This is a genomic window from uncultured Marinobacter sp. (genome assembly GCF_947488835.1).
In the GTDB taxonomy this organism is placed as follows: Bacteria; Pseudomonadota; Gammaproteobacteria; order Pseudomonadales; family Oleiphilaceae; genus Marinobacter.
Map to the genome: position 1 here is coordinate 183,827 of NZ_CANLBK010000004.1, position 21,545 is coordinate 205,371.

At 55.4% G+C, this 21,545-nt stretch carries 19 protein-coding genes; 10 read left to right on the forward strand and 9 right to left on the reverse strand.

Features of this window, described 5'->3' with window-relative positions; genetic code table 11:
* Positions 1 to 52 precede the first annotated feature (52 nt).
* Positions 53 to 382: a DUF2288 domain-containing protein gene (locus tag Q0824_RS14460; protein WP_298452151.1), complete on the forward strand. Its 330-nt coding sequence runs from the start codon at positions 53 to 55 to the stop codon at positions 380 to 382.
* A complete protein-coding gene (locus Q0824_RS14465) occupies positions 382 to 1,293 on the forward strand; it encodes a LysO family transporter (RefSeq protein WP_298452152.1) in 912 nt (303 codons plus the stop codon). Before Q0824_RS14460 ends, Q0824_RS14465 begins: the two co-directional genes overlap by 1 nt.
* Before the next feature lie 64 nt (positions 1,294 to 1,357).
* Here the strand turns inward: Q0824_RS14465 and Q0824_RS14470 are convergent, their stop codons facing one another.
* Together Q0824_RS14470 and Q0824_RS14475 are read right to left on the reverse strand one after the other, a co-directional pair.
* Positions 1,358 to 1,810, reverse strand: coding sequence for a DUF3391 domain-containing protein (locus Q0824_RS14470; RefSeq protein WP_298452154.1), 453 nt, complete (start codon positions 1,808 to 1,810; stop codon positions 1,358 to 1,360).
* The gene (locus Q0824_RS14475; protein ID WP_298452156.1) at positions 1,807 to 2,616 is read right to left on the reverse strand and encodes a TatD family hydrolase; all 810 of its coding nucleotides are present in this window, start codon (positions 2,614 to 2,616) and stop codon (positions 1,807 to 1,809) included. Before Q0824_RS14475 ends, Q0824_RS14470 begins: the two co-directional genes overlap by 4 nt.
* A gap of 139 nt (positions 2,617 to 2,755) precedes the next feature.
* Between Q0824_RS14475 and Q0824_RS14480 the strand changes: the two genes are divergently transcribed.
* Both Q0824_RS14480 and Q0824_RS14485 read left to right on the forward strand, forming a co-directional pair.
* Positions 2,756 to 4,048: a D-amino acid dehydrogenase gene (locus tag Q0824_RS14480; protein ID WP_298452158.1), complete on the forward strand. Its 1,293-nt coding sequence runs from the start codon at positions 2,756 to 2,758 to the stop codon at positions 4,046 to 4,048.
* Positions 4,045 to 5,277: a methyltransferase gene (locus Q0824_RS14485; protein WP_298452160.1), complete on the forward strand. Its 1,233-nt coding sequence runs from the start codon at positions 4,045 to 4,047 to the stop codon at positions 5,275 to 5,277. Before Q0824_RS14480 ends, Q0824_RS14485 begins: the two co-directional genes overlap by 4 nt.
* A gap of 46 nt (positions 5,278 to 5,323) precedes the next feature.
* Here the strand turns inward: Q0824_RS14485 and Q0824_RS14490 are convergent, their stop codons facing one another.
* Both Q0824_RS14490 and Q0824_RS14495 read right to left on the reverse strand, forming a co-directional pair.
* Positions 5,324 to 6,538 carry an OmpA family protein gene (locus Q0824_RS14490; RefSeq protein WP_298452162.1) on the reverse strand — a complete coding sequence of 405 codons (1,215 nt, stop codon included), beginning with the start codon at positions 6,536 to 6,538 and terminating at the stop codon, positions 5,324 to 5,326.
* Positions 6,539 to 6,702: 164 nt separating this feature from the next.
* Positions 6,703 to 8,994, reverse strand: coding sequence for an ATP-dependent helicase (locus tag Q0824_RS14495; RefSeq protein WP_298452164.1), 2,292 nt, complete (start codon positions 8,992 to 8,994; stop codon positions 6,703 to 6,705).
* Between the two features lie 243 nt (positions 8,995 to 9,237).
* Between Q0824_RS14495 and Q0824_RS14500 the strand changes: the two genes are divergently transcribed.
* The 3 genes from Q0824_RS14500 (at position 9,238) to Q0824_RS14510 (ending at position 12,549) form a co-directional block, all read left to right on the forward strand.
* Positions 9,238 to 9,615 carry a DUF2237 domain-containing protein gene (locus Q0824_RS14500; RefSeq protein ID WP_298452165.1) on the forward strand — a complete coding sequence of 126 codons (378 nt, stop codon included), beginning with the start codon at positions 9,238 to 9,240 and terminating at the stop codon, positions 9,613 to 9,615.
* Positions 9,615 to 11,771 (forward strand): GNAT family N-acetyltransferase, encoded by a 2,157-nt coding sequence (locus tag Q0824_RS14505; protein WP_298452167.1) that lies wholly within the window; start codon positions 9,615 to 9,617, stop codon positions 11,769 to 11,771. The genes Q0824_RS14500 and Q0824_RS14505 overlap by 1 nt, the downstream gene beginning before the upstream one ends.
* A 70-nt stretch (positions 11,772 to 11,841) precedes the next feature.
* Positions 11,842 to 12,549 carry an ankyrin repeat domain-containing protein gene (locus Q0824_RS14510; RefSeq protein WP_298452168.1) on the forward strand — a complete coding sequence of 236 codons (708 nt, stop codon included), beginning with the start codon at positions 11,842 to 11,844 and terminating at the stop codon, positions 12,547 to 12,549.
* A gap of 21 nt (positions 12,550 to 12,570) precedes the next feature.
* Here Q0824_RS14510 and Q0824_RS14515 read toward each other — a convergent pair whose 3' ends face one another.
* Positions 12,571 to 13,674: an enoyl-CoA hydratase/isomerase family protein gene (locus Q0824_RS14515; protein ID WP_298452169.1), complete on the reverse strand. Its 1,104-nt coding sequence runs from the start codon at positions 13,672 to 13,674 to the stop codon at positions 12,571 to 12,573.
* Positions 13,675 to 13,894: 220 nt separating this feature from the next.
* Here Q0824_RS14515 and Q0824_RS14520 point away from each other — a divergent pair, with 220 nt between their 5' ends.
* A complete protein-coding gene (locus tag Q0824_RS14520) occupies positions 13,895 to 14,230 on the forward strand; it encodes a c-type cytochrome (RefSeq protein WP_298452171.1) in 336 nt (111 codons plus the stop codon).
* A 24-nt stretch (positions 14,231 to 14,254) separates the two neighbouring features.
* Here the strand turns inward: Q0824_RS14520 and ppnN are convergent, their stop codons facing one another.
* A complete protein-coding gene (gene ppnN, locus Q0824_RS14525) occupies positions 14,255 to 15,637 on the reverse strand; it encodes a nucleotide 5'-monophosphate nucleosidase PpnN (protein ID WP_298452173.1) in 1,383 nt (460 codons plus the stop codon).
* A gap of 110 nt (positions 15,638 to 15,747) precedes the next feature.
* On the opposite strand from ppnN, the gene thiI reads away from it, so the two are divergent.
* Positions 15,748 to 17,202, forward strand: coding sequence for a tRNA uracil 4-sulfurtransferase ThiI (gene thiI / locus Q0824_RS14530; protein ID WP_298452175.1), 1,455 nt, complete (start codon positions 15,748 to 15,750; stop codon positions 17,200 to 17,202).
* Positions 17,203 to 17,206: 4 nt separating this feature from the next.
* Here the strand turns inward: thiI and Q0824_RS14535 are convergent, their stop codons facing one another.
* The gene (locus Q0824_RS14535) at positions 17,207 to 18,220 is read right to left on the reverse strand and encodes a histone deacetylase family protein (protein ID WP_298452178.1); all 1,014 of its coding nucleotides are present in this window, start codon (positions 18,218 to 18,220) and stop codon (positions 17,207 to 17,209) included.
* 224 nt (positions 18,221 to 18,444) lie between these two features.
* Here Q0824_RS14535 and Q0824_RS14540 point away from each other — a divergent pair, with 224 nt between their 5' ends.
* Entirely contained in the window at positions 18,445 to 19,899 is a 1,455-nt protein-coding gene (locus Q0824_RS14540; protein ID WP_298452180.1) for an NAD-dependent succinate-semialdehyde dehydrogenase, read from the forward strand.
* 68 nt (positions 19,900 to 19,967) lie between these two features.
* On the opposite strand, the gene Q0824_RS14545 is transcribed toward Q0824_RS14540, so the two are convergent.
* Together Q0824_RS14545 and Q0824_RS14550 are read right to left on the reverse strand one after the other, a co-directional pair.
* A complete protein-coding gene (locus Q0824_RS14545; RefSeq protein WP_298452183.1) occupies positions 19,968 to 20,381 on the reverse strand; it encodes a phosphate ABC transporter substrate-binding protein in 414 nt (137 codons plus the stop codon).
* An 11-nt stretch (positions 20,382 to 20,392) separates the two neighbouring features.
* Positions 20,393 to 21,523 carry a hypothetical protein gene (locus Q0824_RS14550; protein WP_298452185.1) on the reverse strand — a complete coding sequence of 377 codons (1,131 nt, stop codon included), beginning with the start codon at positions 21,521 to 21,523 and terminating at the stop codon, positions 20,393 to 20,395.
* Between the last annotated feature and the right edge of the window lie 22 nt (positions 21,524 to 21,545).

A 21,545-nucleotide genomic window follows, 5' to 3' on the forward strand; every position in this document is an offset into this window, starting at 1 on the left:
GTTCCGGTTAAGCTCTTGTTGGTTAATACAGTCGCTACTGCAAAAGGTTGTTATGTCGTCCTCCCGAAACAACGATGAAACCAAAGCCAAGCTCAATCTGGAAACCTCCCGAATCCGCTGGCATGAGCTGCAAACCTACTACGCCCGAGGGCAGGTTGTGCGTGTTGGCAAAGCGCTGGATTTGTTGGATGTGGCCTGCGAACTCACCGCGGATAACCGCGCTCTGTTCGAGCAATGGCTGGCAACAGGCGATGTAGGGGATGTGTCTCCTGATCTTGCTCGTGCCTGGTACGACCGTAATGCAGAGCTCTGGGCAGTGGTTGTGGCACCCTGGGTGCTGGTTCAGGATCGCGCTGAGCCTTCTGACGCTACGGTGCATTAATGCTTACAGGTGCCCTGCTGATTCTTGCGCCATTGTTTTTTGGCTTTGCCCTGTCCCTCGAAAACCGCCGTCTGATGACCGTAATTCATTACACGGTGGAAGCTCTGGTGTACTTCATTTTGGCTCTGCTGGGGCTGGGGCTTGGCCAGATGGAAGGGTTAACGAGCCAACTAGGCACCATGGCTAGCCAAGTGTCGGCCTTGGTGTTGTTGTTGTTTGTGGCCAACATGGCAGGCCTGTGGCTGTTCCACCGTTGGCGGCCCATGGTGCCAGAGCATCGGGAGGAGCCTGCCGGTAGCACGGGCTATGTGAGGCTGTTTATGGCCGCACTCAAGCCATTGATGGCGGTTTTGGCGGGGTTGTTGGCAGGTTATTTTCTTTTGCCACCACTGCCGCAAGCGGAACAACTGGCTACCTGGTCGCTGATGCTCTTGCTGTTTTTAATTGGCCTTCAGCTGCGCAATGCAGGGCTCTCGTTGCGCAAGCTCCTTATGAACACCCAGGGGCTGGGGATCGCCCTGATGCTTGTGGTGAGTTCTCTGCTGGCGGGTGTCGTGTTGATACCCGTATTGGGGTTGCCATGGCACGATGTGCTGGCACTGGCCTCGGGGTTTGGCTGGTATTCGCTCTCGGGCATTGTGATTGGTGACGCGCTGGGGCCGGCCTGGGGCGGTGTGGCATTCATGAACGATGTGCTGCGGGAAATTATTGCCCTGGCGATCATCCCTCTGGTGATTGGCAGCCGGCCTGCCATGGCTATCGGCTATGGCGGAGCCACGTCTATGGATTTCACCTTGCCGGTCATCCGCAGTAACGGTGGGCTGAGCTGTGTGCCTGTGGCCATTGCCTCAGGTTTTTTGCTGTCGTTTCTATCGCCGGTTTTTATGGGTGTCTTTCTGTCTTTTGGCTAGGGGGAAGAAGGCTGCAATGGCTCAGCTGAGAAACTGCCGGACATCAATTGTGTACTGCTCAGGGTCAACGGCGCGGCTTGTGGAGTACTTCATCGGGAGTGAGGACTTTACCAAGATCGTGGAGCAGGGCGCCCATAACAATCTGATGCATCACATCGGCGGAAAGTGCTCGGTATTGTCCGAATATAGTCATGAGTACGCTCAGATTAACTGAGTGCTCAAGCAGGTAGTTGTCTTTTTCGCGAATACGCCCCAGACAGCCCAGTGCGTTGGCGTTTGGGGTTACAGAGTTTTGAAGTTCGCCAGCTAGCTTGTGGATGGGAGCGACATCGACAGGCGTGCCCATTTGCACGTCGATATAAACAAACTGCACGCCCATCTTGCGGATTTTTTCGATGGTTTCATCGCGCTTGATCACGCCCCGCCTGCGTTGCGTGTTGTGGGGAATCCAATCGTTGTTCAGGTCGGTAATGTACATGCCGACCTTCAACGCGGAGACGGGGATGCGCTTTATCATGGCTTCGGGAAAAACGTTCTCAGGCTGTTCTGGTAAGTCTGGATAATCACGTCTTCCAAAGGAAGGTCTTTCACTTCGGCAATTTTTTCAGCAATGAACGGCAGGTAAAAAGGCGCATTCTCGCGCCCACGATAGGGCACTGGCGTGAGGAACGGCGCGTCGGTTTCCAGCAGTATCTGGCTGATGGGCGTCATACGAACTATGTCCCGCACGTTTTCTGCCTTGTTGAAGGTGGTTATTCCATTAAAGCCCAGATTCCAGCCCTGATCCAGCGCGTAGCGGGCAAGGCCCGGGCCGGAGGTGAAGCTGTGAATCACGCCACGCCGCTTGAGTGTCTGTTCAAATTCTTTGAGTATAGTGATTGTATCCTCATCTGCATCACGGCTATGGATAACTACCGGACGGTCACTGTCGCAGGCAATCTGGAGTTGTCGCCGGAATACGTCCCTCTGAACAGCACGATCGGCGTTGTCGTAAAAATAATCCAGCCCGATCTCACCAACCGCAACGATCTTGTCGTCCTGAGCATGGGTGCGAATTTCTTTCTCTACGGCATCGCTGTAGCTCTCCGCCTCATGGGGGTGGATGCCCTGGGTGCCATAAAGCCACGGCGCTGTGGTGCTGAGTTCACGCACTGTCGCCAGGTTGCCCGGTGCCACAGCGATGGTAATCACCTTCTCGATGTTCACCCGCCGCGTTTCCTCCAGGATTTCCTCCAGGGGGCGATCCTTGAGGTAATCCAGGTGACAGTGGGTTTCAATAATCGGATGGTCGAATACGGGAATCTCGCGACGTTTTTTACTCATGGGCAGGTGCTAGGCTCCAATACAGGCAGTTGGTTCAACTGCTATTCTGGTGTTCGAAGCGTTCAAGTTTATCAGCTGCCCGTATATTGGCCTACATCGGCTCGTAGGGGCTTTCCTTGATGGATCTTATTGCTCGGGTTTGAAACAGGTGGAGATGCAGATGCACGTTGTTGTGATTGGTGGTGGCGTTGTGGGTGTAACCACAGCTTGGGAGCTTTGCCGTCGCGGACATCAGGTGACGGTACTTGAACGCCATGGTGTGGCTGGAGATGAAACCAGTAAGGGCAATGCGGCCCAGCGTTCTTATGGCGTGGTGTATCCCTGGGCCGACCCCAGCATGGTGTTCAAGGCGCTGCCCTGGCTTGTGAAACAGGACGGCCCACTGAAGCTTAAGGTGCCACCGTCCTTAGCGGCTATACAGTTCATGTTTTCAACGTTGCGCTACGCCTGGTCGCCCGGCCTGTTTGGTTTGAACAAGCGTGCCATGATGCGCCTTGGTGCTCACTCCCGTGAGCGATATCTGAAACTGGAAGATGAACTGAACCTCAAGTTTGATGGCGCCCATAAGGGATTGCTGCATTTAGCCAGCACCCCGGAAGAGCTGGAAGTGCACCGCGGTACACATCGAATTCTGAAAGAAATGGGTGTAGCGTCCCGATTGCTGACACCGGAGCAGGTCTATGAAGCGGAGCCAGGAATGGCGAGAACCGGGCCATTGTATGGCGCACTCAGCTACGACACCGATGGAACGGGCGATTGCCACTTGTTTACAAGGGAGCTTGCCAAGGCCTGTGAAGAAAAAGGCGTCAAGTTTCGCTACAACGTTCAGGTGGAGCAGCTAACCGCGAGCAGCCAGAATGTTGAAATGGTGGTTCTTCGTAATGAGCGTGGACAAACAGAGGCCTTGGCTGCGGATGCCTTTGTGGTCAGCGCGGGTTGTTGGTCCCCTGAGTTGGTGCGGCCTCTGGGGCTGAAGCTGCCTATATACCCAATCAAGGGCTACAGCATTACGGTGCCCTTGAAAGACCCGGCCAAAGCGCCAGCTACCACCATCCATGATGACAACTACAAAGTTGTGTCTACACGTTTGGGGGATCGATTGCGTGCAACCGGCTTTGTTGAGCTGGCTGGTTTCAATCGGGACATCCCGGAAACGCGAATAGCGACCATTCGAAAATCGGTTGAATCCCGTTATCCCGGCTGTGCAGATCTGGATCTGGCAGAAACCTGGACAGGATTTCGCCCTATGACCCCCGATGGCCCAGCCATTATTGGCCGCGGCCCGCGCCGGAACCTGTACCTGAACACCGGGCACGGTACCTTCGGTTGGACGTTGGCGGCGGCCAGTGCGGATGTGATTGCACAGGTGATTGACGGCGAAGAACCGGCGGTTTGCCTGGATGCGTTTCGCCCGGGGCGTTATCAGGAGTGACTGCTCGACCGGCCACCGAGAGCTTTTTTTCTCGGTGGCAAACCCTTAATGATTGGCTGATAAAGCACCGTTCCATTTGGCAGCCAGCCCCGTTTACGGAACTACAACCAGCCTGGGTTGAAGAATATCCCGGGCTGGCTCAGATGATGGCTGGGTTCACCGATGACGAGTGCGCTGAGTTGGCTGAGGCGCCTGAAAGGCTGGCAAAGATCGCTGCCCGGCATTTATCGGATCTGGCTCTGTATGGGCATCTGACAGATTTTCCAGACTTGGCGCCCGATCCTTCGGATATTTTGGCGGCAACGCTGCCCGAAATCAGGGCAACCGATATGCCTGGGCGCAAACGGGAGCAGACGGGTGCATTTGCCGCCGCGCTAAAGCCTCTGCAGCAACCGATTCTGGATTGGTGCTGTGGTAAGGGGCACCTAGCCCGAACCCTGGCTGCGCAGAGCCAAAACGACGTTGCCGGCTATGAATGGAACCCGAAGCTGGTAGCCGATGGTAACCGGCTCGCCAGACGTTTCGCAGATGCCGTCCAAATATCCTGCCAGGATGTGATGGCCCAGGACCTTCCGGTTCCCGCGCATGCTCACGGGGTCGCGCTTCATGCCTGTGGTGACTTGCACCGGCAACTACTGAAGCGGGGCGTTGCAGGTGCACTGCCACGACTGAGTGTGTCACCTTGTTGCTATCACAAAACTGTTGAGGGCATTTACAACGCTCTTTCAGAAGGCTCGGCTACCCATGAACCAAAGCTTTTGCTGGATCGCAGTGATCTGCGTCTGGCGGTAAGAGAAACGGTAACAGCTCCGGCCGGAGTCAGGGCGCAAACGAAAACGTTAAGTCAGTGGCGCTTGGGCTTTGACGGGCTGCAGCGGGCCCTGCGCGGGGTGAATCAGTATCTTTCCGCGCCTTCATACCCACCCAGGCTCATTAAAAATGGGTTCCCTGAGTTTTGCCATTGGGCTGCCAGTAAAAAACAGCTTTGTTTGCCAAATGACACGGATTTCGAGTTCTGGCTTTCCTATGGCGTGCAACGCCACCGGGACGTTCATCGCTATGAGCTACTCCGGCATCTTTTTCGCCGGCCTTTGGAGCTATGGATGGTTCTGGACTATGCGGTTTTTCTGGAGGAGCAGGGTTATCAGGTGCGGCTCGGTCATTTTTGTGAGCGATCTCTGACACCCAGGAATCTGCTGCTGGATGCCATCAAAAAAAAGGCGCCCTAGGGCGCCTTTGCTGTCTTCATTTGCCTGTGTTCAGACTATTGCCGAATTAACGACGAACCTGAATGCGCGCTTCTACCCGGCGGTTTTCAGCACGGCCAGCAGCGGTGGCGTTAGTGGCAACGGGTTCTTCTTCACCATAGCCCTTCGCACTCACTTTGGCCGGGTCAACTCCCAGAGGGCCAGTCAAGCGGCCTGCAACGGCTTCAGCGCGGCGCTGTGACAGGAACTGGTTGTAGCTTGCCTTACCGGTATTATCGGAGTGACCAGCGATTTCCACGGTGTTATCGGGATTTTCCTTCAGGAAGTCTGCAACACGACGGATCTCATCATCATAGGCATTGCCGATCACAGAACTGTTGGTCGGGAACTGAACCTCAATGGTAAAGGTCTCGATAGTTTCGGTTACACCTTCACAACCGGTTGCGTCCACGGTAGCGCCGGCAGACGTGTTGGGGCAGAGGTCCTGGCTGTTGACCACACCGTCGTTATCGCTATCCAGCTCGCAACCGCGGCTGTCTACCATGGCACCGCGTGGGGTGTCAGGGCAGGCATCCCGTGCGTCTGCTACGCCATCGCCATCTGCATCCAGCTCACAGCCAGTGCTGTCAACGGTTGCACCCGCTGGCGTGTTGGGGCACTGATCACGGGAATCGGGTACGCCGTCACCGTCTGAATCAGTTGTACGCTGGGGTGCGGGCGCAGGCGTGCTACCAGTTGTGCGGTTAAAGGCAAAGCTGACACCGAGAGAAACCTGGGTATCAAACGTGCTTTCGTCGATGCCGTGGAATTCACGCAGATCGCCACGCACAGATATGGAGTCTGATACGTTATAGCGGAAACCGGTACCCACGTTTACGCGGGTCTCATCATGGTCGGTGCCCGTTGTGCGATAGCTGATGGTATCACCCTTACCAAACTCGGCATGCCCGGCGCCCAGAGACACGTACGGGTTCCAGGCTTCATTTTGAGGTGCGAAATAGTAGATGCCGTCGATGCGAAGTTCTTCAAAATCTGAGGATCCGGCTACATATTTACGGTCTGCATCCGCGCGCGAATAGATTGCTTCAACGGCCCAGTTTGGTCTGAACCGGTATTCCAGTCCCGCACCAAATGTACCTGTCTCGCTCAGGTCACGGTCATCGTCAAAAAGTTGAAAGGCGGCAAACGGGTTGATGTAAACCGTCTCTGTGCGCTCAGCCAAGGCTGGGGCGGCAAAACTACTGGCGATGGCCGCCATTGCTATCGGGCGCATGATGTTCATGCAGAACCTCCTGTTCGATTGTTATTAAACATGCTGAGTAATCAAGATGCTCACTTATCGAAACAATTTAGGCTAAAGAAGTAGAAAAAACAAAGAATTGATGATTAAGATTACATTAGAAAACCCGCGTGGGAATATTTCGATGCACCGCGCTGTGCAGTGTTTCACGCGGGTGGCGCACTAAAGTAAAGATGCGCGCTTTTTTTACTGAAGTTCATCTTTTCACCGTCGCTGAAATGAACTTCAAAAGAACTTTCGTCTTCAGCAACGACGGTGCCTGTGCCGAAAATAGTATGAGTGAGACGCGACAGGTGCCATAGGGGGGAATTTAGGTGAGAGCTTCCGGCGGCACTATGCTGCGCGCTACCTTCTAGGCTGATGCCCTCCTGTGCAGCATAGCGCGAACTGACGGGTGTAAGCGGCGATTGCAACATCAATGAACCATCAGTTTCCGGTGTCCGTTCGTCGAGCCAATTCCCGAACTCCTTGGCCAAGTCAAAGCAGAATTCTTCAACGAACCGGCTAGGCCCCTGATCGCCATCCAGGTGGGGCTGCTTGCTCATCGGCCGGGTGATCAGATGCAATGATTGTCGGGTGCGGGTCATGGCAACGTACAACAGCCGCCGTTCGCTTTCGAGAATGGCCCGTGCATCGTCCTGTGGGCGCGGGCTGTGTGGCAGATATTTCTCCTGCAGACCAGGGATGATTACCCTCTGCCATTCCAGCCCCTTGGTGCGATGGATGGTGGAGAGCAAAACACCCCCGCCGGCCTGCTTCTCGCTGGCTTGTTGGCGCAGTGCTTTGAGATGTGCAAGAGCACCTTTTGCGTTTTCACCCAGGCCTTTCAGATACTCGCGGAAGCCGTGAATGGTATCAATGCGTTCCTCCGCGCTGTCATGGGTCAGCGCCAGGCTTCTAACACCGTCATACAGATCAGTGTGCTCCGCATAAACGGTAATCAACCCTGCTGCCGGGCCTGAATAACCGCGCAACTGTTCCAGAACCTCACCCAGCTTGCGCAGTTTGCGCGCCGCCATGGGCGCCAGAGCGCCAAAATCCAGTGCCAGCAAGCGTTCGTGCCAGCCACTGGCGAACCCTGCGAGAAAGCGTGCGAGTTGCTCCAGTTCCGGCTCTTTAAGGCCAACATGGGGAAAGCGGAGAAGTTGCCGGGCCAGTTCCAGGCGGTCTTCTTCTGGCAGTTTTTCCAGCGCACCGGAAACCACTTTCAGCAATGCTGTGATGGCCTGAACTTCCCGGCTGAACAGCGCCCCTTTGCCCGCATCGATGCGATAGGGAATCTGCTGTGCCAGCAACTTGAGCTCAATAGGCACGCTCTGGCTCCAGACCCGGAACAGAATTGCGGTATCGGCCAGTGCGTTCTCTGTTTCTTTGCCAAGTATCTGCAACACAGCATCTGCGTCACTCTCCACGCGGTGGAGGGCGATCTCGGTGGCCGGCGTGGAAGGGTGAGAGTGGCACAGCACATCCTTGCGCCCAGTGTTGTGGCAAATCAGGTGGTTGGCCAACAGAGCCACCCGGTGGCCGTAGCGGAAGGTGAAGCTGAGAGTTTGTTCCAGCGGGCTCTCAAACTCATCGCTGAAGCGCTTGAGGATGAACTCCGGCTTGGCACCCCGGAACTCATAAATGGTCTGGTCCGGATCCCCCACCACGGTTACCCTGGCCCGATCACCTGCCACATAACGCAGTAGCAGGTGCTGGATCTCGTTGGTGTCCTGATACTCGTCCACCAGAATCAGGTCCATCTTGTTGCCCACCAGCCGCTGTAAGGGCGGGTTCTGGTGTATGGCCATCACGGGTTCGTACAGCATATCGGCAAAACTGATCCGGCTTTGCCCTTTGCGCCATTGTTCGAAGCTGTGGAACAGATCAATCAGGTACCGGTGCTTTTCTGAGTAGCCCAGTTCTTCAAACACTATTTCGGCGGGCGACAGGGTGGTTTTCACCATGTCGATAAATCCGGTTGCGGTTTCTACAAAGTCTTTCTTGTTGCGCCGGATCTCGTCCGCCAAATCCTCCGGTGCCAGCCTCCGTATCAACAGCCAGACCTGAAAACTGATTTCCTGCTCGGTCAGAATTTTATCGGAGAACCCCGGCAGGTAGCCTTCCCGCACGAATCGTTTGTAAAGTCGCAGCCCCATGGCGTGATAGGTGCGTATCTCCGGCAGTGCTAACCCGCTTTGGTGGCAAATCTCCTGCAGCTTCCGTTCAAAATCCACACGGGCGCTGCGGTTGAACATAAGCACCAAAATGCGCGCGGGATCGTGCCCTTGTTGCAACAGATAGCGAATCCGCCAGGCCAGTGTGGAGGTTTTACCGCTGCCTGCCACGGCGGTAATCACCGAGTGCTCGTAGCCGGCGGTGATAATTGCCCGCTGTTCGTCGGTGAGAAAGTCAGGCAGATCAAGGGTAGGGGATTCGGGGGTCTTTGTTGGCATGGGTGCTATTGTACTGGCCAACTGGTAGTGGGGGTACCTGTGCCGCATAATTGCTGGCAATCTGGCGGTTTACCTTTTACGTCCCATCGTTCTAGTTGGGGGCGGAACAGAAGCAGTGGGGAACTCTTTCCAAAATACGCTGTGAATACGTCCGTGTACGCTCGGCTCCGCCATCCATGGCTCCGCACGATTTTGGAAAGAGTTCCCCACTGCTTCTTATCTCGACATTTTTAGGAGACGAATGTGCAAATTGAAAAATCGATAAATGTACTTGGAGAAAAGCTGGAAACCTGTAGCACGGATCCGGAAACCGGTTTTTACCGGGATGGCTGCTGCAACACAGGGCCGGATGATCATGGTTCTCACACCGTTTGCGTGGTGATGACGGATGAGTTTTTGGAGTTTTCCAAAGCCCGTGGGAATGATTTGAGCACGCCTGTACCGGCCTTCGGATTCCCGGGATTGAAAGCCGGAGACGGCTGGTGTCTCTGTGCGGCGCGTTGGCATGAAGCTTTTGAGGCGGGCAAAGCCCCTCGGGTTCGGTTGCGTGCCACGCATCAGGCGGCGTTGGCGCATTGCGATCTTGGTGATCTGAAATCTCATGGTATAGATCTCAGCTAATGATTCCCGAAACGGAAACTTTTTCGCCAGACCTCGACGCATGGTGTTCTCTTCAAGCCGAACTTGCGGCTGCAGGGCAGCGGCGGTTGGTGTTGGTGGAAGGTGCCCGTGATCTTGCCATGCAGTGGTTGCGGGCGCTGCTGCCAGCTTTGGAGCTGACAGGCGGGCTTTGGGTTGGCGCGGTTGAAGAGGCGCCGGATAGTCGTTTGACTGGCATTGTGTCGAGCAAGGCACGTCTTTGGCTGGGTCGGGAAACGTCGGTCATTGTGTGGGATGGCTGGCGGGGCAATCCGCCGGATGGGTTTGCGGCGCTTTCGGGCACGCTGAAGGCGGGTGGTTTGTTGTTCTGGTTGATGCCGTCGCTTGAGGAGTGGGGGCATTTTGCGGATCCGGATTATTCCCGAACGGGGCTGGATCACGATCAGCCGCATCCTTTTGCCAAGCGAATGGCGGGCATACTGGCGAAAGATTCGTCGGTGATTCGAGTGCAGCTCGGTTCGCCGAAGGCATTGGTCCTGCCAGAACTACCCGGAGTAACCTCTAAGTTCACTGTTGCCACAACACCGGATCAGCAAGCGTTGATTCGTAAGCTGGTGGCCTTCGGGCTTGGGCGCAGGCGGCGACCAATCGTGGTGACCGCCGATCGGGGGCGAGGCAAATCTGCGGCCTTGGGAATGGCTGCGGCACAACTGCTGCAACAGGGGCGTCGGAACATTCTGGTAACCGCTCCTTCAAGAGCTAATGTAGACACCCTGTTCAAACACGCCCGGGAAACCCTGGGCGCAAGTGTGTTGGAAGCAGGTAACGATCTGATTGAAACCATGACCGGCGCCCAGCTGCACTTTTTGCCGATCCGGGATTTGTTGCGGGAAAAGCCGGAGGCGGAGGTGGTGATGGTGGATGAAGCCGCCGCTATCCCTGTGCCTTTGTTAAAGCGGGTTCTTCTGGGCTGGCCTCGAGTGGCTTTTGCATCCTCTGTGCATGGCTATGAAGGTGCCGGGCGCGGGTTTGCCATCCGCTTTCGTCAGATTCTTGATGAGAAAACACCCCAGTGGCAGTCGCAAACGCTTTCTGAGCCAGTGCGCTGGGCAGACAGTGACCCACTGGAAGCTCTTATATCTGATCTTTTCTTGCTGGGTGCTGAATACCAACCGATTGAGGTACCGGATATAGCGGCGGGCGACGTTTTGATTGAGCCTTGGCAGCCTGACCAGGCGCCAGAGGCTGAGCTGGCAGAAGCATTTGGGTTGTTGGTGGACGCCCATTACCGCACAACACCTGCAGATCTCCGGCAATGGCTGGATGATCCTGCAGCCAGAAGTTGGCGAGCCACCGTGAATGGCAAGACTCTGGGCGTAGTTTGGGGGGCTGTGGAAGGTGGTTTGAGTAATGAACTGGCTGAGTTGGTTGCCAGCGGCAAACGCAGGGTGCGCGGGCATCTTCTGCCCCAATCTCTGGCCAGCCATAGTGGGTTCCCGGAAGCGGCCAGCCTACGAGGTCTGCGGATTATCCGCATAGCGGTATCTGCTCAGGCCCGGCGCGTAGGGCTTGGAAACCGGCTGGTTGCTGAGGCGGCCAAGAGTGCAGAGCTGGAAGGACTGGATTTTACGGGCACCAGTTTTGGAGGTAATTCCGATCTTTACACCTTTTGGGCTTCCTGCGGGCTGGAGTTTGTGCGCCTTGGGCTCCAGCAGGAGGCGACCAGCGGGGAGTATCCGGTGCAGATGCTTCAGGCTCACAGCGCAGGAGCTGTCACTTTGGTTTCGCAGGTGAGAGCGCGGCTGGCGCGACACTGGCTGGCGCTTGTGCCACTGAACTGGAAAGACCTGGAGCCGGAACTGCTGCTTGATGTAACGGCCGGCTTGCCATCAGAGTGCAGGCCAGATGTGGCCGATATACGGGACCTGCAAAATTTTTCTGAGGGCCACCGGGGCTTCCGGCTGATGCTTCCGGTATTACGGGAATTGAGCATGGTTGCCGGTGTCGCAAGCAGGCTACGAAGGCATAATGAGGCGAATTTGTGGTGTGGGGCAGTGCTTCAAGGTCTGGATTGGCCGGAGCTCCAGCGTGAAGGGTTATGTTCGGGGCAACGTGACGGTGAAGATCGTTTGCGTCAGGTTGCCCGTGAACTTCTGCAGAAGGGGCCAGAGTTGTGACCCGCTCGATTTAATTGTCAGGGCCACCTGCGCAAAATAGGCCACACTTACCTGATAGAGACTGCTCGTTATGGCCCAGGGAATCGGCTTCTCCAACCGCTCGCTCCTGCTATCTGTTCTTTTACTGGCGGCAAGCCTTGTGTCTGTGACGGGATGTGCGTCCCGAGAAACGCCTGCAAATCTGGATCGGCAGGCGGAAAATACGCTAGGGTCGGATCTCTATCGAGCAGCAGCAGAAGCGGATTTCGATGCAGTCAAAAAGCTGAAGGAGGCGGGTGCGCCGCTGAACACCTTGACCGGAAACGGCACACCGCTAATGGCGGCTGTACGAGGTAAGGCGGATCGTGTTGTGTGGTACCTGCTAAGCCAGGGCGCGAATCCCGATCTTGCCGAGAACGATCAAGTTACGCCGTTAATGGTTGCCGCGGAACAAGGTGATCGTCGGCTTACGCGCCTGCTGCTCTCTGCTGGCGCAAAGGTCAACGCGACCGACATGAAGGGCTTTACACCGGTTATACGCGCTGCGGAGACGGGGCAGCTTTCAGTCGTGAAAATTCTGCTAACAGCGGGCGCAAACGTTAATGTCAGTCAGGATGACCAATCACTGCTGATGAAAGTGGTTTCTACTGGCGACCTGCTGACCGCAGAAATGCTTCTTGCTGCAGGTGCTGATGTAAATTTTCGGGCAGAGAACGGCGAAACAGCGCTCGATGTGGCTCGCGCCAATCACCACCAGGACCTGGAAATGTTGCTGGTACAGGCCGGCGCTAGCCTATAAAGCCCTCGGGCTTGGCGCCTGTTATTCAAGATTCATTGGGTCGGTTTGATCGTCCCAGACAGGCACAAAGTGCGCATCAACAACTGCATCAGGCACGTCACGGATGCGGGCGAACGACCATTCCGGGCTTTGGTCCCGATCAATCAGTCGGGCCCTGATCCCTTCTTCCAGATCGGGCCGGCGCACGCACTCCCAGGCCATGGCCAGCTCCATTCGGAATACGTCTTTCAATGACATTTGCTGGGCTTTTTGGAGCTGGTTCCAGATTAGCCAAGCCGATACGGGGCAGCCACCTTTGAGAGTTTTAACACTGGCCTGCCACCATTCAGAGTCGATACGGGCTGCCAGCAGTTGGTCGATGATTTCGGGCAAACTGGAGCCGGCACACAGCCTCGCAATATCACGCTCGTGCTGCTCCAGTTGGCTGGCGGGGAGTGCCGGGTAGTCCAGTGTTTCAGCCTGGCTTAGCAAACGAAACAGGCGGCTGTCATCAGCAGCTCTGTTGCCACTCCAGCGTTCTGCCTGCAAGTTTGATAGCAGCTCCTGATGGTTGGTGTTTGGTAAGGCCATATCTGCCAGCCCGACGCGCAGGGCGTCGCTTACATTCAGGTGGGCACCGGTCAGGCCCATAAATAACCCGAGACGGCCGGGCAAGCGATTGAGAAACCAGCCGGCACCGACGCCCGGAAACAGCCCAATAGACATGGCTGGCGTGGCGAGTGAAGCGTCGGGCGTAAGCAGTCGGTACCGGCAAGCGGAAAACAGGCCGAGCCCACTGCCCATAATGGGACCATGCCCGAGCGCAACGACCGGCTTGGGGAATCTGCGCAGGGCATAAATCAGTTCATATTCGTGCCTCAAGATGCTGAAAGCAGCTTCTTTGTTTTTTGGTTCCGTTACCGATTGATAAAGCCCCCGCAGGTCGCTGCCAGAGCTGAATCCGGTTTTGCCAGCGCCGCGTATCAATACAACACAGATGCGTTCATCAGTCGCCCAGCGCTCAAGGCAATCACCCAGCTGGGCGATCATCACTTCGGATAGAGCGTTCAGCGTTGCGGGGGAGTTCAGGGTCAGTAAGCCGATATGACCTTCGCGACAAGGGAGTTCTTGAACCTCTACTGACATTAATTGTGTCTCCGGACGGTAAAGCATTTTCTGGCAAGGGAATTTGGTCGTATTACTGCTATAACTGGATATATATCAAGGACGGCGAGCCCTGAACGTTACGCATTGATCTATGGCATTTGCGGCATCTTATGTCTGTGCTATAACTCCTCGCCAGTTCTCTGATAGGTTTAGAATACCTAGAAGCAATACTTAAAACGATGATGAGAGGTTAATCATAATGAAACTTAAACACTATGCTGTCGCAGGTCTTTTCGCACTAAGTGCTGCTGTACCAGCAGTATCTTCCGCGGCTGGTGATGTGGCTGCAGGTAAGGCAAAAGCAGCAGTTTGTGCAGCTTGTCATGGCCAGAATGGAATCGCCCAGATTCCAATGTATCCGAACCTGGCGGGCCAGCACGAGCAGTACCTGGTATCGTCCTTGAAAGCATACAAGGATAAGCAGCGCAATGGCGGAATGGCTGCGATCATGCAAGGCCAGGCAGCTGCCCTCAGTGACGCAGATATTGCTAACCTGGCAGCGTACTATGCCAGCCTGCCGGCTGGCGGCAAGTAAGCGCTATGATGTCAATACAGCAGCTCAGGCTGCTGTATTGACGATTCGGTAGCTTGGGCGATAAGTCGAAGACCCGGGCAGCTTCATACGGTTGTTCGCAACAAACTGTTCCAGCATAGCTTCAAGAGGCTCGATCAAAGAAGGATCCCCAGTGATCTCAAAAGGCCCCTTCTCCTGCACCTTTCGTATACCCCCATCCTTTACGTTTCCTGCCACTATGCCACTGAATGCCTTTCTCAGATTGGCAGCGATCAGATGCACCGGCTGATCACGATGTAGTTCCAAGGCCAGCATGTTTTCGTGATCTGGTTCGAAGGGCAGCTGGAATACCGGATCGATCTTCAGCATCCAGTTGAAATAATACGCATCCTGCATGGCACGACGGAAAGTTTCGACGTCTTTGATACCCTTTTTCATGGTTTGCGCCACTCGCACGGGGTCATCGATAATAATTTCGTACTTGCTGGCGGCTTCATCCCCGAGGGCGGTGCGGATGAACTTGTCGATCATCTCGAAGTACTCGGCATTTTCCTTTCTGCCAGTGAAAATCACCGGGAAGGGTAGGTCTGTGTTGTCCGGATGCAGAAGAATGCCCAGCAAGTAGAGAATTTCCTCTGCGGTGCCCACGCCACCAGGGAAAACAATAACGCCGTGCCCGCAGCGCACAAAGGCTTCCAGGCGTTTTTCGATATCCGGCATGATAATCAGTTCATTAACGATGGGGTTGGGCGCTTCTGCACCAATGATGCCCGGCTCGGTAATGCCAATATACCGACCGTTTTTAACCCGCTGTTTTGCGTGGCCAATGGTCGCCCCTTTCATGGGGCCCTTCATGGCCCCGGGGCCGCACCCGGTGCATATGCTCAGTTCTCGCAGGCCAAGCTGATGGCCTACTTCCTTGCTGTACTGGTATTCCTCATGGCTGATAGAGTGCCCGCCCCAACATACAACCAGATCGGGCTGGCGGCCGGTTTTCAGGGCCCGGGCATTACGCAGTATATGGAAAACCATGTTGGTCAGGTCTTCAGGCCCATTACCTTTCAGAATCCCCGCAAACTTGGGTGTGGAATGGGTGTAAACAATATCTCGCAGAACCGAGAACAGGTGCTCCCGAATGGCCAGGAGCATTTCGTCATCCACAAACGCGTGCGCCGGGGCATTAATCAGTTCCAGCTTAAGGCCTCGGGGCTGTGGAATCAGTCGTATATCAAAATCCGCATAGGTCTCCATCAAGTCCAGACAGTCATCTGTAACCGCGCCCGTATTCAGCACGGCCAGAGCGCATTGTCTGAACAGCTGGTAAAGGCCGCCCACGCTTTTGTCTTTGAGCAGATTGACTTCGTGGTTAGACAGTATCTCCAGACTGCCCTCTGGGGATACGAGAGCATTGATGGTGGGTGCGGTCATGAATGGAAAAGCTCCTGAGTGTTGCGGTAATACCCGATTTTGAGGCATAACGCCAAAGCGTTACACTATGCGCTCTTCTGATCATACACCATTCGACAAAACGCCCATTTATGAAACTTCTTATCCGTCCTGCCTCTGAGATTGCTATCAAGAGCAAGCCTGTTCGTCGTCGCCAGATGCGTCAGCTGCGCCAGAACATCCGTAGAATTCTGACCCGGCTTGATGAGAGTATTTTAGTTGAAGGCAGCTGGGACCGAGTGGATGTTGATGTGCCCGAGGGCCGAGGCCTGGAGGGAGTGGCTGTGGATGAGCTTATGCGCATCCCTGGTATTTCCACCATTCAGGAAATAGCCGCCTTCCCGCTTGTCAGTCTCGAGGATATTGCAGAAAAAGCAGTGGCAGCTTTTGCTGGCCGCCTCGAACGAAAAACGTTTGCGGTGCGGGCGCGCCGCCATGGAAAGCATGATTTCCGCTCAATGGATCTCCAGCGCTTTGTGGGCAGCGAGCTGTATCTTTCTGCTTCCGGTGCCAGTGTGGATTTGCGTTCACCCGAGGTCGAGGTGCGCATCGAGGTGCGGGATGACGAATTCCACATTGCCAATCGCAAGCACCGTGGCCTTGGGGGTTATCCGCTGGGCAGTGTCGAGAATGTGTTGACGCTGGTCTCGGGCGGTTACGATTCATCGGTCGCCGCGTACCTGATGTTGCGCAGGGGCATGCGTAGTCACTTTTTGTTTTTCAATCTTGGTGGCATAGCTCACGAAGTGGGTGTGCGCCAAGTGGTTCACTACGTGTGGAGCCGGTACGGAGCTTCCCATGGGGCCAAGTTTATCTCCGTGCCTTTTGATGGCGTGGTGGAAGAAATCATGAAGTCGGTTAGTCACCGGCATTGGGGCGTGGTGCTCAAGCGGCAAATGCTGAAGGCCGCGAGTGAGCTTGCGCGTAGCAATAACGCCGCCGGGCTGGTGACGGGTGATGCGGTGGCCCAGGTATCGAGCCAGACTTTGACCAACCTGAACGTTGTTGACCGGGCCAGCGACGAAGTGGTTTTACGTCCATTAATCGCGATGGATAAGGAAGCCATCATCAAGCTTGCGCGGGACATTGGCACTGAGGCCTACGCGCGCAACATGCCTGAGTATTGTGGTGTTATCTCCCAGAAGCCGACTACCCGGGCCCGCTTGTACCGGGTCGAGGCCGATGAGGCCGAGATGGATCCGCTGGTTCTGGCGCAAGCTATTGAAGCCCGTGAGGAAACACTGGTCAGTGATTTGCTGGATACCACCACCACACCCGAAGATGTGGAGCTGGTAAAGACCCCCGCAGTAAGCGACGTGATAATTGATGTGCGCCATCCGTCTGAGGGGGAGCAGTCTCCTTTAATGCTCACCGGCAACGAGATTATGAAAATCCCGTTTTACGAACTGAACCGCAGGATCCCTGAGCTTCCCGTTAACCGCCAGTACCTGCTTTATTGTGACCGCGGCGCCATGAGCCGGATGCATGCGGTGCACCTGAAAGCAGAAGGGCACGAAAACGTTAAAGTTTACGCGCCCGCCTCATAAAGTTTCAGCGGCCCATTCCTTTGAAGAACTGTTGTACGTTCTCGCTCAGGCTATCGAGATCATAGCCGCCTTCCTGCACGACCAGTGTAGGGAGGCCAAGCTGGCTCATATGGGTGCCAAGCCTGCAAAACCCTTCCGACGTTACTGACACTTTGGCCTGAGGATCATCTTTATAGATGTCAAAGCCTAGCGTGAGAATCAGTGCGTCTGGCTGGAACAATTTGATAGCCGCCGCAGCCTCCTCGACTTTTACGAAAAAATCTTCCTCTGATGAACCGTGGGGCATGGGCAGGTTGATGTTGTAACCGTAACCCTCGCCTTCGCCACGCTCATTCTCGAAACCAGATACCACCGGGTAGAAGTTCGTTGGGTCGCCGTGAATGGAGATGTAGAGCACATCATTACGCTCGTAAAAGATTTCCTGAATGCCCTGGCCGTGGTGCATGTCGGGATCCAGAATAACCAGTCGAGGGAACCGGGGTTTCATGTGCTCGGCGGCAATGGCGGCATTATTGAGATAGCAGAAACCACCCGCGGAATCCTTGCGGGCATGGTGCCCGGGCGGGCGGCACACGGCGTAAGAGGTGCGATCCCCCGCCATGAGCGCGTCGGCTGCGGCCAGAGCAGTCTGAGCCGACCAGTAGGCCGCTTCCCAAGTGTGCTCCCCAATGGGGCTGCTGCCGTCGGCCTGATACCGTGCCGCTTCTGCCAGAATGCCTGTCAGGTGGTTCGGGGAGCGAACGAAGATGTTAGACATGACTTCCTCCCCCCAATCGTCCATTTTCTTCCAGCGACGATGGGCAGATTCCAGAAAGCGCAGATACCCCAGGTCGTGCACCTTGGCAATCGGCCTGGCGCCTTGATCAGAAGGCTGTAATACCGGTATGCCTGCCGCTTTCAAACCCTCCAGCATTTGGTGGGTGCGATCCGGCACCTCCTGAGGCTGACGCATCTGACCCCGGGTGAAGTAGGATTGGGGGGCATGCTTGTCTTGAGCTGGATGGAAAAATGCTTTCATTATCCGACCTCCTGGTTTCCGGTGCTGCAGCGGCGTGACTCAGTTGCTGTGAATGCAGACACTGTGAGTATAGGCACTTGGGAGTATAGGCACAGATTGGGATTGGTCAAAAGCCGAGCTGTCGACTTTACAGGTAGTGATTCAGCATCCAAGATGAAGGTCGGATTCAATTCATACAACCGTGCACCTTTGTGGGTGTCGTTACTGACTGAGCAGGAGCCGAAATGATCGAGTCACCACTGCTGGGAAAGATGACTGGCTACATCGGCGGTCGCTGGACTGACAATGAACAGGGCAACACCTTTGATGTCTACAACCCGGCAACGGGCAAGGTGATTGCGCAGGTTGCTTCCATGCCTGAAAGTGAGGTGAAGGCGGCGATCGAAGCAGGCAAGTCTGCGCTTCAGCTGACCCGTCCCTATACCATCGAAACCCGCAGGAAGTGGCTGGAAGAGATTCGGGATGCACTCAGGGCAAACAAGGAGGAAGTAGGCCGTATCCTGTGTTTGGAGCACGGCAAGCCCCTGAACGAAGCTCAGGGCGAAGTGGATTATGCTGCGGGCTTTTTCGATTACTGTGCCAAGAATATCCAGGCGCTGGACGCTCATGAGCTCCCCGGGAAGCCACGTGACTGCACCTGGACAGTGCATTATCGCCCCGTCGGTGTAACGGCACTTATCACACCCTGGAATTTTCCCATTGGCATGATCGCCAAGAAGCTGTCGGCGGCTTTGGCTGCGGGTTGCCCTTCTGTGATCAAGCCGGCGAGCGAAACACCGCTGACCATGATTGCGCTGTTCGATTTGATCGACAAGCATGTGAACCTGCCTGATGGCATGGTGAACCTGGTGATGGGCAAGGCCAGCGTGATTGGCAAGGTTCTGTGCGAAAGCCCGGATGTGCCCATGTTGAGCTTTACCGGGTCCACAGAAGTAGGCCGCAAGCTGGTTGTGGATACCGCTGACCAGATTAAAAAACTGGCTCTGGAGTTGGGCGGCAACGCGCCGTTTATCGTGTTTGACGATGCGGATCTCGACGCCGCTGCAGACAACCTGATTGCCAACAAATTCCGTGGTAGCGGGCAGACCTGTGTGTGCGCAAACCGCATCTTTGTTCATGAAAAGGTGATGGATGCCTTTGGCGCGAAGCTCGCAGCGCGCGTGAACAAGATGACGGTAGGCGATGGCATTGGAGGCGATGTTGATCTTGGCCCACTGATTAACAAAGCCGGCTTCGACAAGGTGAAGCGCCATCTGGAAGACGCCCTGAACAAAGGCGCCTCGCTGGTTGCAGGCAAACAGCCTGGTGACTTGGGCGAGGGTCACCTGTTTTTCCCCGCCACGGTGATTTCTGGCGTCACTCCGGATATGTGCTGTTCACGGGAAGAAACCTTCGGGCCCTTGGTACCTATGGCCAGTTTCCGCACCGAGGAAGAGGTTATCGAGGCGGGCAACGATACTGAATTCGGCCTGGCTTCATACGTGTTCACTGCAGACGCGGAGCGTGCTCAGCGAGTGGCAGCGGGCTTGCGGTTTGGCCATGTAGGCTGGAACACCGGCACAGGGCCAACGCCTGAGGCGCCTTTTGGTGGCATGAAAGCGTCAGGAACCGGGCGCGAAGGTGGGCTTGAAGGGTTGTTCGAGTTTGTTGAAGCGCAAACGGTGCCCAGAGGCTTCTGATCTGAAGGCTGAGGTTTAAACAAAGAAGGCGAGCCCATGGGCTCGCCTTCTTTGTTTCTGACAGCTGTTTAAGGCGTAAGGATAACCTTCACAGAGCTGTCTACGTCGGCTTCATCGATGTAGCCGATGCTGCCAGGCGTCGATGAAACCCGCGCTTTCATTGCCGCGGCATTGCTTACTTCGGCGGGCGGTTGGCCACGGCCCGTAAACACCTGCTTGGACCAGAAGGCTTTAAGTTGGGCATCGTTGCGCCCGGTAATCTTATCGTGGAACTGAGCGCGAACCGCGTCGCCACTAGCCATTTCAAATGTTGTGGCTTTCTGTCCATCGGGCAACTCATTGCTGCGATTAAGGTACAGGTCGCGCACTTGATTTTCGGTGATGCTGTTTGGCCCAGCACTGTGGCCGATCACTACAACATCGGCCAGAGCAAGGGGGCTAACCAGCAAGCTGGCCGCAAACATCAGGCTAAGCTTTTTCATGGGGGCCTCCGTTAAAATGCCGAGTCGATTTTCAGGGTGTAGACGTTGGTGCTGTTTTTGCCTGCGGGGATAACGTAGCTAGCATCCAATCCCCCAGCAGCATTTTCGAATCCAGTCACGTGCGTAACGTCTCCTTTGATTGCAACACCCGGTGTGATGTCCCAGCGTGCACCAATACTGTATTCATCTCTGCGTGTGTCCAGCGCAGCGCTGAGTGCGCCGGTGCGGTCATCGTTGTCCATGCTTTCAACCCAGCCAACGACAGCGTAGGGGGTGACGCTGCCAAACCGACGACCCACTGAAAGGTATGCAGAATCAGTATCGGCAAATATGCCATCTATTTCTGCTCGCGTTACTTCGGAAATGATTTGCCAGGTACCATCGTCATAACCAAAGCCCAGACCCAAGAAAAGGGCTCGAGCATCTGCGATTGCTAAAGACGGAATGTAAACTTCAGCTGTCCCGGCGATAGCTCTTGCTGTCCATACGTAATCCGTCCACGAAAGAGTGGTACCAAAGACATTTCTCAGTTCTGAGGGGCCCGCGGTTCCTGTCTCATCCGTGAACCCGGTGAAGAGCTGGCTTGTAACGGCTGAGTTGTCGAGGTTCATTGTGTAAGTGGCATCTGCACCTACATAGCTCTTTATCGCAATTGGACCATAAACGCTTTGTGGTGGCCGGGCCCAGAGCTGAGAGTAACCCACTTCCAGGGAGTCGGAATACATGAACAGCGGCAGGCGCATTTTACCTGCACGGAGTTGCAGGTTGTTCATGGGGCGATAGCTCAGGTAGGCCCACTCAACTACGGGATCCCAATCCTCGGCGCCGCGTCCTACCAGCTGGAAAACAGCCTGAGTGTTATCTGAAACATCAAAGGTTCCTTGCAGAGCGAACAGGCTCAGATCTGCCACGCTGGTCTTTTCGGTTTTACCGTCAAATCCCGCATCGTTGCTGGATGTTGCCACACCGGTGCTGAAGAAGCCGTTGAAACGAACACGGTCATTCTTGGCGGTATTCACCTGCTGCTGCATGGAATCCAGCTGCTGCTGCATGCGGGCCAGGGTGTCTTCTGTGCTTTGGGCAGAAGCAGAGCTTGCTGCAATGGCCAACGCCAGAGGAGCAAGTTGTAGCAATCTTTTCATAGGTTTTTGATCCATACGTTTT

Excerpts from the sequence above, each read along its gene's own strand:
- Q0824_RS14460 (WP_298452151.1), top strand. The coding sequence starts at position 53 with ATGTCGTCCTCCCGAAACAACGATGAAACCAAAGCCAAGCTCAATCTG.
- Q0824_RS14465 (WP_298452152.1), top strand. The coding sequence starts at position 382 with ATGCTTACAGGTGCCCTGCTGATTCTTGCGCCATTGTTTTTTGGCTTT.
- Q0824_RS14470 (WP_298452154.1), bottom strand. The coding sequence starts at position 1,810 with ATGATAAAGCGCATCCCCGTCTCCGCGTTGAAGGTCGGCATGTACATT.
- Q0824_RS14475 (WP_298452156.1), bottom strand. The coding sequence starts at position 2,616 with ATGAGTAAAAAACGTCGCGAGATTCCCGTATTCGACCATCCGATTATT.
- Q0824_RS14490 (WP_298452162.1), bottom strand. The coding sequence starts at position 6,538 with ATGAACATCATGCGCCCGATAGCAATGGCGGCCATCGCCAGTAGTTTT.
- Q0824_RS14495 (WP_298452164.1), bottom strand. The coding sequence starts at position 8,994 with ATGCCAACAAAGACCCCCGAATCCCCTACCCTTGATCTGCCTGACTTT.
- Q0824_RS14505 (WP_298452167.1), top strand. The coding sequence starts at position 9,615 with ATGATTCCCGAAACGGAAACTTTTTCGCCAGACCTCGACGCATGGTGT.
- Q0824_RS14510 (WP_298452168.1), top strand. The coding sequence starts at position 11,842 with ATGGCCCAGGGAATCGGCTTCTCCAACCGCTCGCTCCTGCTATCTGTT.
- Q0824_RS14515 (WP_298452169.1), bottom strand. The coding sequence starts at position 13,674 with ATGTCAGTAGAGGTTCAAGAACTCCCTTGTCGCGAAGGTCATATCGGC.
- Q0824_RS14520 (WP_298452171.1), top strand. The coding sequence starts at position 13,895 with ATGAAACTTAAACACTATGCTGTCGCAGGTCTTTTCGCACTAAGTGCT.
- ppnN (WP_298452173.1), bottom strand. The coding sequence starts at position 15,637 with ATGACCGCACCCACCATCAATGCTCTCGTATCCCCAGAGGGCAGTCTG.
- thiI (WP_298452175.1), top strand. The coding sequence starts at position 15,748 with ATGAAACTTCTTATCCGTCCTGCCTCTGAGATTGCTATCAAGAGCAAG.
- Q0824_RS14535 (WP_298452178.1), bottom strand. The coding sequence starts at position 18,220 with ATGAAAGCATTTTTCCATCCAGCTCAAGACAAGCATGCCCCCCAATCC.
- Q0824_RS14540 (WP_298452180.1), top strand. The coding sequence starts at position 18,445 with ATGATCGAGTCACCACTGCTGGGAAAGATGACTGGCTACATCGGCGGT.
- Q0824_RS14545 (WP_298452183.1), bottom strand. The coding sequence starts at position 20,381 with ATGAAAAAGCTTAGCCTGATGTTTGCGGCCAGCTTGCTGGTTAGCCCC.
- Q0824_RS14550 (WP_298452185.1), bottom strand. The coding sequence starts at position 21,523 with ATGAAAAGATTGCTACAACTTGCTCCTCTGGCGTTGGCCATTGCAGCA.